Source organism: Candidatus Poriferisodalis sp. (assembly GCF_965221945.1).
Classification (GTDB): domain Bacteria; phylum Actinomycetota; class Acidimicrobiia; order Acidimicrobiales; family Poriferisodalaceae; genus Poriferisodalis.
The window spans coordinates 563,569-580,621 of the sequence record NZ_OZ244925.1 but is presented as its reverse complement, the minus strand read 5'-3'; the positions used below and the strand labels follow the sequence as shown (position 1 = coordinate 580,621).

Here is a 17,053-nt window from a genome sequence, read left to right as displayed (position 1 = left end):
GCCAGGGGGTTTTTTCGTGGCCCAAACCCGATCCGCACCAACTTCCACTGACCCGCTTCCACCCACCCCCCGCCGACTCAGGAGATTCCGATGGCAGACGTCAAGCGCATCAGCGCCCAGCAGCCGAGCCCGATGCCGTACCAGAAGTACGGCACCTACGCCTACGCCGCGCACGTCCCGGGTCGCACGTGGCCGGACAAGCTCATCGCCGAGGCGCCGCTGTGGTGCTCGGTGGACCTGCGCGACGGCAACCAGGCCCTCATCGACCCGATGGACGTCCCACGCAAGCGCCAAATGTTCGAGGTACTGGTCGAGATGGGGTTCAAGGAAATCGAAGTTGGTTTCCCCTCGGCCTCGGGGCCGGACTTCGAATTCTGCCGCATGCTGGTCGAAGAGGACCTGGTGCCCGACGACGTCTGGATCCAGGTGCTCACCCAGAGCCGACCCGAGCTGATCGAGCGGACCTATGAGGCGATCGCGGGGGCGAACAAGGCCATCGTCCACCTGTACAACCCGACATCGGAGCTGCAGCGCCGGGTTGTCTACCGGCTGGACACCGACGGCATCCGCGACATCGCTGTCACCGGCACACGATTGTGCAAGGAACTGGCGCAGCAACACGAAGGCGGGGCGATCCGCTTCGAGTACTCACCAGAGTCATTCACCGGCACCGAGATCGACTACGCGCTCGAGGTGTGCAATGCGGTGAGCGCCGAATGGGGCGCCACCGTCGATGACCCGATCATCCTGAATCTGCCTGCGACCGTCGAGATGGCGACGCCGAACACCTACGGCGACCTCATCGAGTACTTCCATCGCAATGTGGACAGTCGCGAGGCCGTCGTTCTGTCGCTGCATCCTCACAACGACCGAGGCTGCGGTGTGGCGGCAGCGGAGTTCGGCGTCATGGCGGGTGCCGACCGGATCGAGGGCACGCTGTTCGGCAACGGCGAGCGCACCGGTAACGTCGACATCATCACGCTCGCGATGAACCTGTTCAGCCAGGGCGTCGATCCCGAGTTGGACATCAGCCACATCGACCACCTGCGCCGGATAGCGGAGTACTGCAACCAGCTGCCGGTGCATCCTCGCCATCCCTACGGCGGCGATCTCGTCTACACCGCATTCAGCGGCAGCCACCAGGACGCCATCAAGAAGGGCTTCGAAGCGCTCCCCGACGACTACGACTACTGGGAAGTGCCGTACCTGCCCATCGACCCAGCGCATGTCGGACGCACCTACCAGGACGTCATCCGCGTGAACAGCCAGTCGGGCAAGGGCGGCGTGGCCTACGTGATGAAGAACAGCTTCGGACTGGACTTGCCGCGCCGACTCCAGATCGAGTTCAGCGGCGTGATCCAGGCGATCACCGATGAGGGCGGCGAGATCCGGCCGGAGGCCATCAAGAAGACCTTCGACGAGGCCTACCTGCACGCCGAGTCGCCGTACACCTACGTCGGCCACCGCAGCTACTTCGACTCGGAATCCTCGGACGAATCCGAGGTAGAGGCCACCATCAAGGGACCTGACGGAGAAGTACGCGCGAAGGGGCGCGGCAACGGCCCCCTGTCAGCGTTCAAGAGCGCCCTGACAGATGCACTGGGTGTCGACGTCAGCCTCGTCGACTACCACGAGCACGCTGTCGGGGCCGGTGCTGACGCCACGGCTGCGGCCTACGTCGAGATCGAGACCTCGTCGCGTGCTGTGTACTGGGGTGTCGGGCTGCATCCGAACATCGTGACGGCCAGCTTCCGCGCCCTGCTGTCGGCGATCAACCGGTCGCACGCTGGGCCCGATTCTGGGGTTCTCGCCCGCTGAGCCCGCTGGTCAGCTTCGGCGGCGGCGCCCTCTTCGGCAGTCGCGTCGGTGACCGGCCTTCTGCCGTGCTCGCGCTGCACGGCTGGGGCCGCACCCATCGAGATCTGCTCGAATGCCTCACCGGCAGCGATGCAATCGCGCTCGACCTGCCCGGCTTCGGGGCCAGCCCCGTACCATCGGCAGCCGGAGGCGCAGCTGCCTATGCCGACGCCGTCGAGCCTGTGCTCGACGAATGCGCATCGAAGGTGGTCGTGCTTGGGCACAGTTTCGGCGGCCGGGTGGCGTTGGAGCTGGCTGCACGCCGGCCCGATGCCGTCGCCTCGTTGGTGCTGTGCGGGGTACCGCTGCTGCGACGTACCGATCACCCCGCACCACGACCTGCACTGCGATTCCGCCTCGCTCGCAGATTGCATCGCCGCGGGCTGCTCGCCGACGGCACGATGGAGCGCATGCGCCAGCGATACGGCAGCGCCGACTACCGGGCCGCGAGCGGCATCATGCGTGATGTGCTCGTCACCGTCGTCAACGAGACATACGAAAGCCGGCTCAGCCGCATCGCACAGTCCGTCGAGCTCGTATGGGGTCGCCAAGACGAACCCGTCCCAGTCGAGATCGCGCAGCGGGCCGCCGGAATGCTCGCCGACGCCCGCCTGACCGTCCTGGACGGCGTAGGTCACCTTGTGCCCACCGAGGCGCCAGCTGCGCTGGCAGCGGCCGTGCGCCGGCAACTCGGGCACCTCCCGTGAACCAGGTCGTGCTGTGGACCTCGGTGATGGCCGGTGTGATTGCGGCTTCCCGCTGGCTGCGTGTCGCCCAGCGTGAGCACTACGGCGTAGGGCGAACATCGCGCTTTGCCCGGCGCTGGTGGCTGCTCGACCGGAACAACCGTGTGCTGGCGCTTGCTGCGGCCGTCGGAGTAGTGCTGAGCGGTGCCTTCTGGTGGGCGCCGGCGATCACCGCGGTCGCCGTGGCCGTCGGACCCCAGGGTCTCGAGATCCGCGGGCGCTCCAGCCCACTGGCGTGGACCCGGCGGTTGGCCACCGTGGCGACGACGCTGGCGCTGCTGTGGCTCGTGCTGGTCGGCGTGGGCCTGCTGGTGGGTCTGGCGGCGCCGGTCGTGGCGGTGCTGCTGTTCGGCATGCCGCTGTGGGTGGACATCTCGCTTGCGGTCCTGGCGCCGCTCGAGGCCCTCCTGTCCCGTCGCTGGGTGCACCGCGCCCAGCAGCGGCTGGACCACATCGACCCGGTGCGGGTGGCGGTGACCGGTTCGTACGGCAAGACCACCATCAAGGGCTACCTGCGCCAACTGGTCGAAGGAACCCGGTCGGTGGTGGCGACGCCGGCCAGCTTCAACAACACGGCGGGTGTGTGTCGCAGCGTCAACGAGCACCTGACGCCGGGCTCCGAGGTATTCGTCGCCGAGATGGGCACGTTCGGGCCCGGCGAGATTGCCGCCATGACCCGCTGGGTACGGCCCTCGGTGTCGCTATTGGCCTCGATCGGTCCTGTGCACCTCGAGCGCTTCGGCAGTCTCGATCGCATCGTGGCGGCCAAAGCGGAGATCTTCGCTACGAGCCGCACAGCGATTCTCAACATCGACGCGTACGGCCTGCGAACAGAGGCCGACCGGCTGGCCGCCTCAGGCCTGCGGGTCATTCGCTGCTCGACGCAGGACCCCAGCGCGGACGTGACGGTTCTGCCAGTCGACGCCCCGCCTGATGGGCCTTCAGCGGCAACCGATCCAGCCCAGACGGCCCCCGACGATGCCGCCGGCGTTGGGTTCGACGTGACCTTCAATGAGGCAGTTGTGGCGCGCCGCATCACGGTGTTCGGACGCGAGATCGCCGTCGGACCGCTCGGCGACTCGGCGCCGGCGAACGTGGCGTGCGCTGTGGCTGCGGCGTCGGTGCTGGGCGTTTCGGACGCCGACATCGCCAGCCGCCTTTGCGACCTGCCGATTCCGGAGCACCGTCGCACCAGCGGACGCAGTCCCGGAGGCGTCATCGTCATCGACGACACCTACAACTCCAATCCCGCCGGTGCGCGGGCCGCGCTGGGAATGCTGGCAAACACCGAAGCCGGCCGGCGTGTGATGGTCACCCCCGGCATGGTCGAACTCGGCCGCAGCCAAGCACACGAGAATCGCCTGCTCGGCGAGCACGCCGCCCAGGTTGCCGACGACGTTCTCATCGTGGGCCGCACCAACCGGACTGCGTTGCTGGGCGGCGCAGCCGGCTGGGACAACGCCACAGCACGGCGAGCGACCCGGGGTCGGAATCCGCGCAGCCTGGTTCACGACCGCACCGCGGACCGCGCCACGGTCCGTTGCATGGCCGACCGCGACGAAGCGGTCCGCTGGGTGCGCGCACACCTGCGCGCCGGAGACGCCGTCCTCTACGAGAACGACCTCCCCGACCACTACCCCTGATCGGTTCGCTCCCATGAGAACATGGCCCACATGGCCGAGCGGTTGAGAACTTGGCGGACGCGCCCATGACCCGTCCAGGCGTCTGCTTCGGCGGCCCGTCGCCCGAACACGACATCTCCATCCTCACCGGACTCCAGGCCGTGCACGCGCTCGCCGAAGCGGGACGCGATCCGGTGGCGCTGTACTGGTCGCCGATCGGCACGTGGCACGAAGTCCCGCCCGATCTCGAGGCCTCAGCCTTCGCTGACGGGCTGCCGCGTTCGGCAACCGAGGTTGAGCTGGCAGGCCGCCCCGGGGGCGGTTTCGTACGAGCCGACCGGCGGCGCCGGCCGGTGCCGGTCGATGTGGTGATCAACTGCTGCCACGGAGGCCCCGGCGAGGACGGCGGCTTGCCGGCCCTGTTCGACCTGGCGGGATTGGCGTACACCGGCCCGGGGCAGCGCAGCGCAGCCATCTGCATGGACAAGCTGGCGTTCAGCGGCGCCACAGAAGCTGCGGGGCTGCGGACGCTGCCGCTGTGGCTGCTCACATCGGAGCAGCCCGACACCGCCGCGCCCGCAGAGCTGGCGGACGGCCCGCTCATTGTCAAACCCCGCTTCGGCGGATCCTCAATCGGGATCGAGATCGTCGCCGACCTCGCTACGGCGCGAGCGCTCGCGCAGTCGTCCCCGCTGCTACGCGACGGCGCTGTTGTGCAGCGCTACCTCACCGACATCATCGATCTCAACATCTCGGTCCGAACCTGGCCAAAGCTGCGGCTGAGCGCCGTGGAGCGGCCGCTGCGCTCAGACACCACGATCTACACCTACGCCGAGAAGTACCTGACCGGTGGCGGCGGGATGGCGACAGCGCCACGAGAGCTGCCCGCCACGCTGCCGGCGACCATCGAGTCGACGCTGCGTGCGGCGGCAGTCGAAGTGAGCCGCCTCGTCATGGCCCGATCGGTGATGCGCATCGATTTCCTGTGGGATGGCGGCGACGATCCCGACGGGCTGTGGGTGAATGAGATCAACCCGATCCCCGGCTCGCTGAGCTGGTACTTCTGGTCCGGTGAGGGCGACAGCCTCATCGAGTTGCTCGACGATCTGATCGCCGAGGCGCTCGACGGGCCTACCCGTCACTTCCTAACGCAAGGGGCCGACGGCACGGCCCTCCGCTCCGTGGGGACCATCGCCGCAAAGCTGGCGTAGCGATGCTTGGACGGGTGCTGGCGGCTTGCGCTGCAGCGACGCTGCTGGTGCTGGGTTGCAGTACCTCGGACGCATCGGATCCCGCCGGCGATGCTGGCGACGGGACCGACCTCAATGCGTGCGAACGCGCCCGCCTGGCTGCGGCCCTCGGCGTGACTGAGCTGTCTCTGCCGCTCGATCCCATCGACGAGCCGCTTACAGACATCGCCAGAGACATCTGCGCACTGGACAGCAGCGATCCGGGATCGACCGCGCCGGAAGACACACGGGTGCTCTCTCCCAGCGAACAGCGCGACGCAGCACTGCCCGCTGCTCTCGTGCGTGCCCCCGCGCTGTTCGACCCCGACGACACACCGCCCGGCGACGATACGTCGCTCGACGAATTGTGGATTGCGTGCGGGGAGGGCGCCGCCAGCGCTTGCAACGCACTGTTGTTCGAATCACCTGCCGGCAGCGACTACGAGGCGTTCGCGTTCAGTTGCGGCGGGCGCGAGAACCTGCACTGCAGCGTGCTGCTCGGCGAGACGGGCGCTGACGCTGGCCTGTTGGGCATCGAATTCGGACCCGAGTCTCCGGCGCCAGGCAACATTTCCGAACTGGACGGCTGGTGGGAGGCGTGCGGCGACGCAAGCAGCCGCGCCTGCGCGCAGCTGGTGCTCTCGGCGCCGGGCGGATCGGCCTACGCCAGCTTCGGTTGGACGTGCGGCGGCCGCACCACCCGTGACTGTGCCTCGCTGGTGGGCGACGACGGCTCGCCGCCCGCGCTCGCCGGCCGTTCTCCGCAGGATCCACCTCCGGGCCACGACGAGTACCTCGACCAGCTGTGGGAACGCTGCGGCGCTACGGACGCAACAGCCTGCCGCGACTTGGCCACCTTCGGACCGCCCGGAAGCGACTACGAACGGTACGCATTGTCGTGCGGCTGGCGGGCTGTGAGAGCCTGCGCTCGACTGTTCGCTGAGTTGAACGCTGAGTCGGTTGTTGAGCCATCCGCATGAGCAGAGGGGGCAGATTGCGCCTGCGTGCACGTATCTGCGCTCGGATGGGGCTAGACAACACCTCGTGATCGCCGACGCGTTGACCGGAAAGCGCATCGCCATCACCGGTGCAACTGGATTCTTGGGCACGGCTCTCGTCGAACGGCTGCTGCGCTCGGTCCCCGACTGCGAGCTGGTGCTGCTGGTGCGGCCGGGCCGCCGTACCGACGTGAATCGCCGTGTCGAGCGGGAGGTCCTGCGCAACGACGCCTTCGAGCGGCTGCGCAGCGCATGGGGCAGCGACTTCGACGACATCTGCGCCCGCCGCATCACGGTCGTGTCCGGTGACGTGAGCGTCGATGGCCTCGCCATGTCCGAAGGGGACCGCGAGTTGCTGTGCAACTGCGATGTCATCATCCACTCGGCCGCCTCCGTCAGCTTCGACAGCCCGCTCGACTCGTCAATCGAGATCAATCTGCTGGGCCCGAATCGCGTGCTCGAGGCCTGCCAGCAGCAAGGCACCGCACCGCACTTGATCGCGGTGTCGACGTGTTACGTCGCCGGAAACCGGCGGGGCTCTGCGGCCGAGGTCTTCCTGGCCGACACGCCATTCTCGATGGACGTGGACTGGCGGGCGGAAGTGGCTGCAGCCCGGCGCACCCGTGCCGACCTCGACGCGGCCAGTCGCACCCCGGACCGCCTGCGTCGCTTCCATCGCAACGCCAGAGATGAGCTCGGCCCCGCCGGCCTGCCGCTGCTCGCCGCCAAGACCGAGCAGCTGCGCCGGGAGTGGGTGGACACCGAGATGGTCACCGCTGGCCGCAGCCGAGCCTCCTCGCTGGGATGGCCTGACGTCTACACGTACTCCAAGGCACTCGGCGAGCAGGCCCTGGTGGAACTGCGGGGCGACGTGCCCATCTCCATCGTGCGCCCATCCATCATCGAATCGGCCTTCTCCGAGCCTTCTCCGGGCTGGATCCGCGGTTTCCGCATGGCAGAGCCGCTGTTCGTGTCATTCGCGAAGGGAGAGCTGGACACCTTCCCGGGCTACCCAGAGGGCGTGATCGACGTCATCCCGGTCGACATGGTTGCGGCTGCGATCATCGCCGTGGCCGCCCGTGGACCGGTGCCCGAGCCAGAGATCTTCCAGGTGGCCTCGGGTGCCGTGAACCCCCTGCGCTTCAAAGTGCTGACCGAGACGACCATGCAATGGTTCCAGGACCATCCGGTCTATGACTCCAAGGGTCATCCCACGGCCAGCACGCAATGGCGCTTCGCCGGCGCGAGCGGCTTGGACAACCAGCTCGACCGTGCCATGTCGCTGTTCAACACAGCCGAGAAGATGGTGCACCGCCTGCCGATGCGGGGCCGCAACGACTTCACCATCCGGCTCGCACAGCGGCGCGCCAGCCTCGAGCAGATCCGCGACTACGTCTTGCTCTACGGCGCCTATGGCAAGTGCGAAGCGCTCTACGAAATCGAGCGCACCACCGAGCTGTGGGAATCACTGCACCCGGCCGACCGCGACAGGTTCGGCTTCGACCCTCGGGTCATCGATTGGCCCACCTACATCGCCGATGTGCATCTGCCGACCGTCATCGCCCAGGCACGTGTCAAGACCACCCCCCAGCCCCGCACCGGGCCGAGCCGCAACGAGCGCCTGCGCACCGCAGTGCTGGACCCGGCCCGCCATTTCGCGGCGTTCGACCTCGAGAACACCCTGATCGCCAGCAACGTGGTGGAAACCTACGCCTGGCTCGCCACCCGGAGGCTCGACTCGGCGGCGCGCCTGCGCTTCACCATGCGCACCCTGGCCGAGACGCCCGGTCTGTGGCGGCGGGACCGCCGCGACCGCACCGACTTCCTGCGCTACTTCTACCGGCGCTACAAGGGCGCTCCGGTGGGCCAGCTCGATGCCGACGCAGCCGAGATGCTGAGCCACCTGTTCTTGACGAAGGCGTTCCCGGCCGGGCTGCGACGAGTGCGTGAGCATCGGGCGGCGGGGCACCGCACGGTGCTCATCACCGGTGCGCTCGAGCTGGCGGTCCAGCCCCTGGCGCCGCTGTTCGACCACATCATCGCTGCGCGCATCGACAGCCGCGACGGGCGCTATACCGGCGAGATGATCGATGTCCCGCCCACCGGGGAGGTACGCGCTCAGATGATGGTCGACTGGGCTTCGGAGGAGGGATTCGACCTCGCCCAGGGCGTGGCGTATGCCGATGCAGCCTCGGACATGCCCATGCTGGAAGCCGTGGGATATCCCGTGGCAGTCAATCCCGAGACCCGGCTGGTCACCATTGCTGACAAGCGGGGCTGGCTGTGCGAGAACTGGGAACGCTCGCCGGGAGGCCCCCGGCCGCTGCTGCCGATCGCGCCGCCGTTCAAAGTGCGCGCCAGCACGGATCGCTTGGACCGAACTTACCGGACACGCCGTGCCCGCACCGCAGTCGGAGCCGGGCAAGAAAGGTCGAGGCGGTGACAGCGCGCAAGGGTCTTGTCCTCGACGTGGACCGCACAACCCCGCCGATCCTGTTCCACCACGGCGAGGGTCTGCGCTTGGAGAAGCTGCCCGTCGGCAGCCGGGTCGTGTACCCCAACGAGCCGCTGGAAGCCCTTCGCGATCCCGAGCGTGCCATCGCCGAGGCCTTGGCGAACCCGCTCGGCGACCGCGATCCGCTCGCCGCCTACATGCATCCGGGCATGAAGCTGACCATCGCCTTCGACGATGTCTCGCTGCCGCTGCCCCCGATGGCCGCCCCCGACATCCGTGGCCGGATCATTGAGCAGGTGCTGGACATGGCGGCCTCTGCCGGCGTCGATGACGTCGAACTCATTGCCGCGCTTGCGCTGCATCGCCGCATGACCGAGGCAGAGCTTCGCCACGCCGTCGGCGACCGTGTGTATGACGCCTTCGCCCCCCACGGCCAGCTCTACAACTTCGACGCCGAGGATCCCGACGCGCTCACCCACCTGGGAACAACCGACGCTGGGGAGGAGGTGGTGATCTCCAAGCGAGCCGTCGAGTCGGACCTGCTGGTGTACGTGAACATCAACTTGGTCTCGATGGACGGCGGCCACAAGAGCGTCGCCACCGGGCTGTCGCCCTACACGGCGCTGCGCCACCACCACAACGTGCACACGATGCGGCACTCGACCTCGTTCATGGATCCCGAGCACTCCGAGCTGCACACGCGCAACTGGCGCCAAGGTCGGCTGCTGGCCGAAGCCGGCGTGAAAGTGTTCCAGATCGAGACAACGCTCAACAACGACACGTTCCCTTCGCAGTACGGCTTCCTGCAGCGGCGCGAATGGGAGATGTCGCCTCGGGACCGCATGATGCTGATGGGCACCAAGACGGCGCTGGATCTCATGTCCCGCCGCCAGGCTCGGCGCATCTTCCACGGCATCCGGGCGCCCTATGGGCTCACCTCGGTACAGGCCGGCGAGGTCGAAGCGGTCCATCGCCAGACGCTGGAGAACGTCTACCGGCAGCACCTCGTGCGGGTGGAGGGCCAGGCCGACGTGCTCACGATGGGGCTGCCATACCTGTGCCCCTACAACGTCAACTCGATCATGAACCCGATCCTGGTGGCGTGCTTGGGGCTCGGCTACTTCTTCAACTTGTACCGGGGCAAGCCGCTCGTCCGCCACGGCGGGGTGGTGATCATGACGCACCCCACATCGTGGGAGTTCCATCCGGTGCACCATCCCAGCTACATCGACTTCTTCGAAGAGGTGCTGGCCGACACCACCGATCCCGAGATCGTCGAGCATCGTTACGAGAAGCGCTATGCCGAAGACGAGTGGTACCGGCACCTGTACCGGACGTCGTACGCCTACCACGGCGTGCATCCGTTCTACATGTGGTACTGGTGCGCGCACGCGCTGGAGCACCTGGGCGGGGTGATCATCGTCGGCGGCGACAAGGCTGCTACCCAACGCCTGGGTTTCCGTTCAGCATCGACGCTGAACGATGCGCTGGAAATGGCGACCGACGTGGTCGGACGTGACCCGTCAATCACCCATATTCACAATCCGCCCATGTTGATGGCGGACGTAGTCTGAGTTCTCGGGGCCTAGAGCATTGAGGCGCCAAGCGATGAGGCAGGGGGCACCGGGGTTGTCGCGACGACGAGATTGCCGCCGCAGTGCGGACGAGGGCGTGCAGCGATGAGCGACCCCAACCGTCGCGCCGCCGTGTCGCACCTCGGATCCAAGCGTGCGCAGCGCAAGAAGGCCTCGGTGACGCGTGTCGTGCGCGGCACAGAGTTCCCGCTGCGAGCGGCACCAACTCCTCAGGGCCAGACTCCGCTGCCGGCCAATGTGGGATCGAACTACAACACCGACTGGGCTCGGCGCTTTCCAGCTCGTGTGGCCCGGCGAGTGGCCCGCGACACGGTGGCGCGAGCACTGGTGCGCTACTACGCCCAGCCGACGATCAAGGGCGTCGACCGGCTCAGCGAACTGGACGGGCCGGCTGTGTTTGCCGCGAACCACCAGAGCCACGCCGACACCGCAGTGATCATCACCTCGATTCCCGAGCCGTGGTGCAACCGGCTGGTGGTGGGTGCTGCGGCCGACTATTTCTTCGGGAACCGGGCCACCTCGGCGATCTCTGCGCTGTTCGTCGGTGCCATCCCCATCGAGCGGACCGCGCTCAACCGCCGCACGATCGACAAGGCAGTGACGCTGCTGCGCAGCGGCTGGAGCCTGGTGATCTACCCCGAAGGCGGTCGCTCCCGTGACGGCTGGGGCCAGCAGTTCCGACCGGGTGCAGCGTTCTTGGCCAAGCAGGCCGGCGTGCCTGTGGTGCCTGTGCACATCCGGGGCACTTTCGACATCTTGCGCAAGGGCCGAGCGTGGCCCAGGCGTGCTCGCTCGGTCATCAACTTCGGCCGCCCGCTGGACTTCGGCGAGGACGAGAACAACCGCCGATTCACGCGGCGGCTGCAAGCAGCGGTGGAGGGATTGGCGGACGAAACCGCGACCGGCAACTGGTTCGCGGCGCGCCGACGCCTGCACAGCGCCGACAGCCCCGGCATCGAGGGCCCCTCGGCATCGGCGTGGCGCCGTCGCTGGGCGCTCACCGAGCCCCCGCCAACCGATGGTGGGCCCGACAGCCCGGCGGTCGCGAAGCGTCGCTGGCCCTACGTCTGACCTGAAGGCATCGCCATGAAACCGCAGCCAAAGTTGACGTAACGCATCTGGCCCGATCTCCCCTTTGCCTTGTTGAGCAGCCTTGGCGTGGGAGTGTCGAGGCTGATTGCTCGCCGACGCTCAAGTGTCGATAAGCCAGGCGAGGAGGGCGGCGGGGACAGCCATGAGGTCGGGATCTTCGAGGTCGAACACCGAACGGGTGGCCACGATGCCCCGCCACGGGGAGTCCCGCAGGGTTCGGGTGGCTCGCCTCCATCGGGCGTCGACGTATTTCGACTCAATAGCGCAGCCGCAAAGGCCGGCGCCTACGAAGTCGACCTCGGTTCCCGACTTGTTGCGATGATGCAGCACTCGGTCGAACTCCAAGTAGCTGCCGGGCTCATCTCGCTCCAGCCCTCGCATCAGAGCCATCCCAAGCTGCTGCTCAGACAGCAGCGAGGAATCGGTCGGGCGATCGGGAACAAGGCGGGTGAAGACTGGATCGATGAAATACAGCTTCTCCTGCGCGCGCAGCTGGGGCTGCAGGTCTTGTGAGCGGTGACATGGCCAGAGGACGAAGGCTTCTCGGAGCGCCGCGATGCGTCGCTGCACTGTGTTGGCCGAGGTGTGAAGGTCGTTGGCCATAGTTGAACGGTTTACTGGCGATCCCAGCCCTCCCGCGAGCCGCTGCAAGAACGCGCCGGTTTGGACGCGGGACCAGTCAGTCTGACTGAGGGCGTCACGGTGGACCAGATCGAGCAGGCTGCGGGACAGCGTCGAGTCACCGGCACCAGCGTTGATGTGATCGGTGACCGCTTGCGGAAAACCGCCAGCCGACAAGTAAGCCTCCCAGGCCATCACCAAGGCGTGCAGCCACGGAACCATCTCATGGGCGGCTTCGCTCAGCCGGTCGGTGCCCAGGTCCGCGACCTGCAGCGGGCCCATGTCCTTCGGAGGCTGTGCTTCGTCTCGGCTCTCGGCACGGAGGCTGGCGAACGTCCGGAATCCCATCGGCAGCAGCACGAGGTCGGGGCTCACAGCGTCGCCCCTCCGTCCCAGCAGCGTCCCGATGGCCGTGCCGAGGTCGGCAGCCGACGACCCGGTGAGCACCACGGTGTCGTCGCCGAAACGGCTGTCGTTGTCGCGGAGCCACTTGATGCGGTGGGGCCATCCGTCGGTGATCGAGGTGATCTCGTCGATGAACCAGTAACGGTGCCCTGGTGCCTGAAACACGGTGGCAGCGTCCACGAGCCGTCCCAAGTCGTCGGCCTGCCAGCCGTCGACCGACATGTAGACGACGAGGCGCGGGTCGGCCCCGCCGATGATCAGAGCTTCGATGGCCTTCTTCACCTCCACCGACTTGCCCACCCGCCGCGGCCCCCGCAGGGTGTAGAGGCCGCCGTGAGCAAGGTCGGCTAGCACTTGTGCGGTGTAGCGGAACGGGGCTTGACCGGCCCTCCGCAGGTCGGGATCGTTGTTCGTCCAGCCGTCGGGGTCGCCCCACCAGCGATTGGACTCGCTCAACCGCTGCTGCACCTCGCCATACTGCATTTGCGTACCCGTTTCCCCCGTTGTCGGGCAGTGTATCGAGCGCATTCTCGACGGCGGAGAAATTTCCGGGTTATTCCTTCAGTCTTTGGAGATTAATACATGTTTTTTCACCCACAGTACGGTGAATTATCCAGATTTCGTGACACACGGGCGACATCGCCAACGCTTGCAGGCACCGCGCTCAGCCTCATGCCGCCATAGCGCTGGGCCGACTGAGACCACACTGCCGCTGCGGTTCGGGGAGCGTCTCGTATCGTTCGATCCATGCAGTCGATGGCATCTGCGCACGCCGCGATGGGACACGACCCGGCCGGCGTCGAAGGACGTCACATAGCGCCGGGCACCGTTCGCCGGGCGGCAGCCTTGGCACGCCCGTACCGGTCGGCGCTGACGGGAGTCCTGATTGCTCAACTGCTTGGCGCGCTGGCGTTTGTGGTACCGCCGATCCTGTTCGGGCGCATCATCGACGACGCCATCCCGACCGGAGATCGGTGGCAGCTCAACGTGCTGGCCGGGATCATCGTGGCCGCGGCGTTCGCCGAGGCGGGCCTGTCGTTCATCGAGCGCTGGTGGTCGGCGCGTATTGGCGAGGGCCTCATCTTCGACCTGCGAGTGAGCCTGTACGACCACGTGCAGCGGATGCCGGTGGCGTTCTTCACCCACGTGCAGACCGGATCGCTGATCAGTCGCATGAACAACGACGTCATCGGTGCCCAGAGGGCCTTCACCGGCACGCTCAACTCGGTGGTGTCCAACACCATCGTGCTGTCCACGACGCTCGTCGCGATGATGGCGCTGGAGTGGCGGCTGACGCTGCTCGCACTGGCACTGTTGCCGGTGTTCATCGCACCCACCAAACGAGTGGGCCGGCGGTTGCAAGCACTGACCCGGCAAAGCATGCAGCACAACGCCTCGATGAACACGGTGATGACCGAACGCCTGAACGTGGCCGGCGCGCTGCTGGTCAAGCTGTTCGGGCGTCATGACGTCGAGCGGGCCGGGTTCAGCCGCACGGCACGGACGGTGCGCGACATAGGTGTGCGCAGCGCGCTCTACGGGCGGGCGTTCTTCATCGGCCTCAGCCTGGTGGGAGCCGTTGGGGCGGCGATGCTGTATTGGGTGGGTGCGCACCTGGTGATCTCCGGTGCGCTCACCATCGGAACGCTGGTGGCGATGGGGCTGATGGTGGTGCGGATCTACATGCCGCTGACCGGCCTGACGAATGCCCGTGTGGACGTGATGACTGCGCTGGTCTCGTTTGAGCGCGTCTTCGCGGTGCTGGACCTGCCGAACCCGATCGCGGACCGCCCCGATGCCGTCAAGCTCGGCGCAGTGGAGGGGCGGATCGAGCTGCGGGACGTGACCTTCACGTATCCCCCTGCCGACAGCAGCGTTCTCGCCGAACTGGGCGGCGTGGCAACGCCGCCCGAGCAACCCAGCGGCGTGGCAACGCCGCCCGAGCAACCCAGCGGCGCAGCGGCCCCGCCATCGAGCGATGCTCGGACCGGACCGGTGCTCCAAGGCGTGTCCGCAGTCATCGAACCAGGCCAGACGGTCGCGCTCGTCGGGCCGTCGGGCGCAGGCAAGACGACGCTCGCTGCACTCGTAGTCCGGCTGTACGACATCGACAGCGGCGCGTTGCTCATCGACGGGCACGACGTGCGTGAGGTCACGACGGAGTCCCTGCGGTCCAACATCGGCGTCGTCTCGCAGGACCCGCACCTGTTCCACGACACCATCGCCGCCAACCTGCGCTACGCCCAGCCCGGCGCCACCGATACCGAGCTGCTTGAGGCCTGCCGAGCCGCGCACATCGACGAGCTGATCCTGAGCCTGCCCGACGGCTGGAACACCGTCGTGGGCGAGCGCGGCTACCGGCTGTCGGGCGGTGAGAAGCAGCGTCTGGCCATAGCCCGGGTGCTGTTGAAGCGTCCCGCCATCGTGGTGCTCGACGAGGCCACCAGTCACCTCGACAGCGAGAACGAGGCCTTGGTGCAAAGCGCGCTCGCGACAGCGCTCGCCGGCCGCACTGCGGTGGTCATCGCTCACCGGCTCTCGACCATCACCGACGCCGACCAGATTCTGGTGCTCGATCGTGGGCACCTCGTCGAGCAGGGTCGCCATCTCGATCTGCTCGCCGCAAATGGCCTCTACGCCGATCTGTACCGCACGCTCGTGGGTACCGATGAGCCCGCTGGTGTCACCTGAGATTTCTCCCCCACGTTGGCGACGCTGCTGCTGGGCCATTGCAGCTCTGACCTTCGGTCTGACGGCCCTCGTTTCCCCGAGCGCGCTTGGGGCCGCAGTCACCGAGCCGCAGGTCTGGGTCGACGAACCGATCACCGGGCCATGGGTACCCCCAGCACCCGTCGACGAACCCAAGTCGCGTTGGCAGGAGCCTGTGCCTGCCGGTGTCCATTCACTGTCCTTCCCGTACTTCACGGGGCCGGAGTTCAACCGGCTGTTCAACACCGCAGCGCTGCCGAACTTGTCGTCGATCTACCGCCCACCGACGATCACCGACTCAGCGGAGATGGACGAACAGATACGAGCCAGCGCCGAAGACCGCGGCTACCAGCGCCGACCCTTGCCAGCGAACTACGCGCTGATGCGTCTCATCGATGACGGCCTCGCGCTGCAACGGCCCGCGGCGGCGGCATGGCTGGCCCTGGCGCAAGACGCTGCCGCGCACGGTTACGAGCTGGAATTGAACTCCGCCTACCGGGGGCACCGGTACCAGCGAGAGGTGTTCTTGCGGCCGTACGAAGCGCCATATGGGATCGACGATCTTTCCGAGCGCCTGACGATGTCGGCGCCGCCGGGCTACTCCAAGCACCACACGGGGTACGCGATCGACATCGGCCAGCATGGGTATTACAACTTTGGGCGAACGCCCGCCTACAAGTGGCTGTCAGCCGACAACTTCGCCAACGCCAAGAAGCACGGCTGGATCCCGAGCTACCCGCCCGATGGCGGCCAGCAAGGCCCGGTGCCCGAGCCGTGGGAGTTCACCTACGTCGGGCGGGAAGCGATCCTGTGCTTCCACCAACCCCCCGCCGGTGACGACCCCCTCTGCCGCAACTGATACCTCCCAACAGAGCATCGACGCTCGCTCTTGGGACCAACGCGGGATACGCTTCGGGCGTCACCAAGAAAGCTCCGTCAACAGGAGCGCAGCAGTCGACGGAAGCAGTGGCCGTTCGAACATCGCCTTTCCATATGTCGCCCTGGACGAAGCACAAGAGGCTGCTCTCGCCATCCACAACAACGCAGGACGCGAATGTGAGTTGGTCCAGCTAGCAGCATGGCTTAAGACAACGCCAGCTAGTAGCAAGTTCCGATCGACGATGTCGGCGGCCCGAATGTTCAATTTGATCCAACGCCGTTCCAAGATGGTCATGCTCACGGAACTCGGTTCGGCGATCATCGATCCTGAGCAACGAGAGACTGCAGCGATCGAAGCGTTTCTAAACGTACCGCTCTATCGGCGGTTGTATGACGACTTCTCGGCCAGAGTGCTTCCACCTGATGCTGGCCTTGAGGCAGAAATGCGCTCTCTTGGAGTCACAGCCAAGTCAGTCGCGAGAGCGCGGCAGACCTTTCAGCGATCCGCAACATTTGCTGGGTTCTTCAGGGTCGGTCGGAATCGACTCGTGCGGCCCGCTACTTCGAGTCGCTTGGAGGGGCTGCCTCCTGACACGACCGTTAGTGAGCCAGATGTCATTGCCGAAGCACCGGAGCCAACGCGTCGGGATGTTGTTCAAGAAGGTCCGACCGATCCGCTGCTTCGCGGACTCTGGTCGAAATTGCCGGCCGATGGACCGTTCAGTACGGCTGAACAAGTGCAGTGGCTGGAGATGGCGAAGCTCGCCCTCCAGATGGTTTATGGCGTTGACGGTTCAGCGTCAGGCCAACCACCGGCGCCATCCGCTCCGTCACCTACCAGCACT

The 17,053-nt window shown here is 66.8% G+C and carries 11 protein-coding genes; 10 read left to right on the top strand and 1 reads right to left on the bottom strand.

Features of this window, described 5'->3' with window-relative positions:
• The first annotated feature begins 90 nt into the window (after window positions 1-90).
• From leuA to ACOQPH_RS02660, 8 genes are all read left to right on the top strand, one after another.
• Window positions 91-1,818, top strand: a complete 1,728-nt coding sequence (gene leuA, locus ACOQPH_RS02695) for a 2-isopropylmalate synthase (RefSeq protein ID WP_420623215.1) — start codon at window positions 91-93, stop codon at window positions 1,816-1,818.
• Between the two features lie 65 nt (window positions 1,819-1,883).
• The gene (locus ACOQPH_RS02690) at window positions 1,884-2,564 is read left to right on the top strand and encodes an alpha/beta fold hydrolase (RefSeq protein ID WP_420623214.1); all 681 of its coding nucleotides are present in this window, start codon (window positions 1,884-1,886) and stop codon (window positions 2,562-2,564) included.
• Window positions 2,561-4,246 carry a Mur ligase family protein gene (locus tag ACOQPH_RS02685; protein ID WP_420623213.1) on the top strand — a complete coding sequence of 562 codons (1,686 nt, stop codon included), beginning with the start codon at window positions 2,561-2,563 and terminating at the stop codon, window positions 4,244-4,246. The genes ACOQPH_RS02690 and ACOQPH_RS02685 overlap by 4 nt, the downstream gene beginning before the upstream one ends.
• Before the next feature lie 65 nt (window positions 4,247-4,311).
• A complete protein-coding gene (locus tag ACOQPH_RS02680) occupies window positions 4,312-5,436 on the top strand; it encodes a D-alanine--D-alanine ligase family protein (protein WP_420623212.1) in 1,125 nt (374 codons plus the stop codon).
• Between the two features lie 2 nt (window positions 5,437-5,438).
• Window positions 5,439-6,434 (top strand): hypothetical protein, encoded by a 996-nt coding sequence (locus tag ACOQPH_RS02675; RefSeq protein WP_420623211.1) that lies wholly within the window; start codon window positions 5,439-5,441, stop codon window positions 6,432-6,434.
• Window positions 6,435-6,498: 64 nt separating this feature from the next.
• Complete coding sequence (locus tag ACOQPH_RS02670; protein WP_420623210.1) at window positions 6,499-8,895, top strand: HAD-IB family hydrolase; 2,397 nt, start codon at window positions 6,499-6,501, stop codon at window positions 8,893-8,895.
• Window positions 8,892-10,481, top strand: coding sequence for a lactate racemase domain-containing protein (locus ACOQPH_RS02665; RefSeq protein ID WP_420623209.1), 1,590 nt, complete (start codon window positions 8,892-8,894; stop codon window positions 10,479-10,481). Before ACOQPH_RS02670 ends, ACOQPH_RS02665 begins: the two co-directional genes overlap by 4 nt.
• Window positions 10,482-10,586: 105 nt before the next feature.
• Entirely contained in the window at window positions 10,587-11,573 is a 987-nt protein-coding gene (locus ACOQPH_RS02660) for a lysophospholipid acyltransferase family protein (RefSeq protein ID WP_420623208.1), read from the top strand.
• Between the two features lie 120 nt (window positions 11,574-11,693).
• On the opposite strand, the gene ACOQPH_RS02655 is transcribed toward ACOQPH_RS02660, so the two are convergent.
• On the bottom strand, window positions 11,694-13,103 hold the full coding sequence (locus tag ACOQPH_RS02655; RefSeq protein ID WP_420623207.1) for an ATP-binding protein: 1,410 nt from the start codon (window positions 13,101-13,103) through the stop codon (window positions 11,694-11,696).
• Window positions 13,104-13,367: 264 nt separating this feature from the next.
• Between ACOQPH_RS02655 and ACOQPH_RS02650 the strand changes: the two genes are divergently transcribed.
• Window positions 13,368-15,311 carry an ABC transporter ATP-binding protein gene (locus ACOQPH_RS02650; protein ID WP_420623206.1) on the top strand — a complete coding sequence of 648 codons (1,944 nt, stop codon included), beginning with the start codon at window positions 13,368-13,370 and terminating at the stop codon, window positions 15,309-15,311.
• Window positions 15,301-16,188, top strand: coding sequence for a M15 family metallopeptidase (locus tag ACOQPH_RS02645; protein ID WP_420623205.1), 888 nt, complete (start codon window positions 15,301-15,303; stop codon window positions 16,186-16,188). Before ACOQPH_RS02650 ends, ACOQPH_RS02645 begins: the two co-directional genes overlap by 11 nt.
• Window positions 16,189-17,053: the final 865 nt, after the last annotated feature.

Bases quoted from the DNA above. Each gene is read 5' to 3' on its own strand.
- leuA (WP_420623215.1), top strand. From the start codon at position 91: ATGGCAGACGTCAAGCGCATCAGCGCCCAGCAGCCGAGCCCGATGCCG.
- ACOQPH_RS02680 (WP_420623212.1), top strand. From the start codon at position 4,312: ATGACCCGTCCAGGCGTCTGCTTCGGCGGCCCGTCGCCCGAACACGAC.
- ACOQPH_RS02675 (WP_420623211.1), top strand. From the start codon at position 5,439: ATGCTTGGACGGGTGCTGGCGGCTTGCGCTGCAGCGACGCTGCTGGTG.
- ACOQPH_RS02660 (WP_420623208.1), top strand. From the start codon at position 10,587: ATGAGCGACCCCAACCGTCGCGCCGCCGTGTCGCACCTCGGATCCAAG.
- ACOQPH_RS02655 (WP_420623207.1), bottom strand. From the start codon at position 13,103: ATGCAGTATGGCGAGGTGCAGCAGCGGTTGAGCGAGTCCAATCGCTGG.
- ACOQPH_RS02650 (WP_420623206.1), top strand. From the start codon at position 13,368: ATGCAGTCGATGGCATCTGCGCACGCCGCGATGGGACACGACCCGGCC.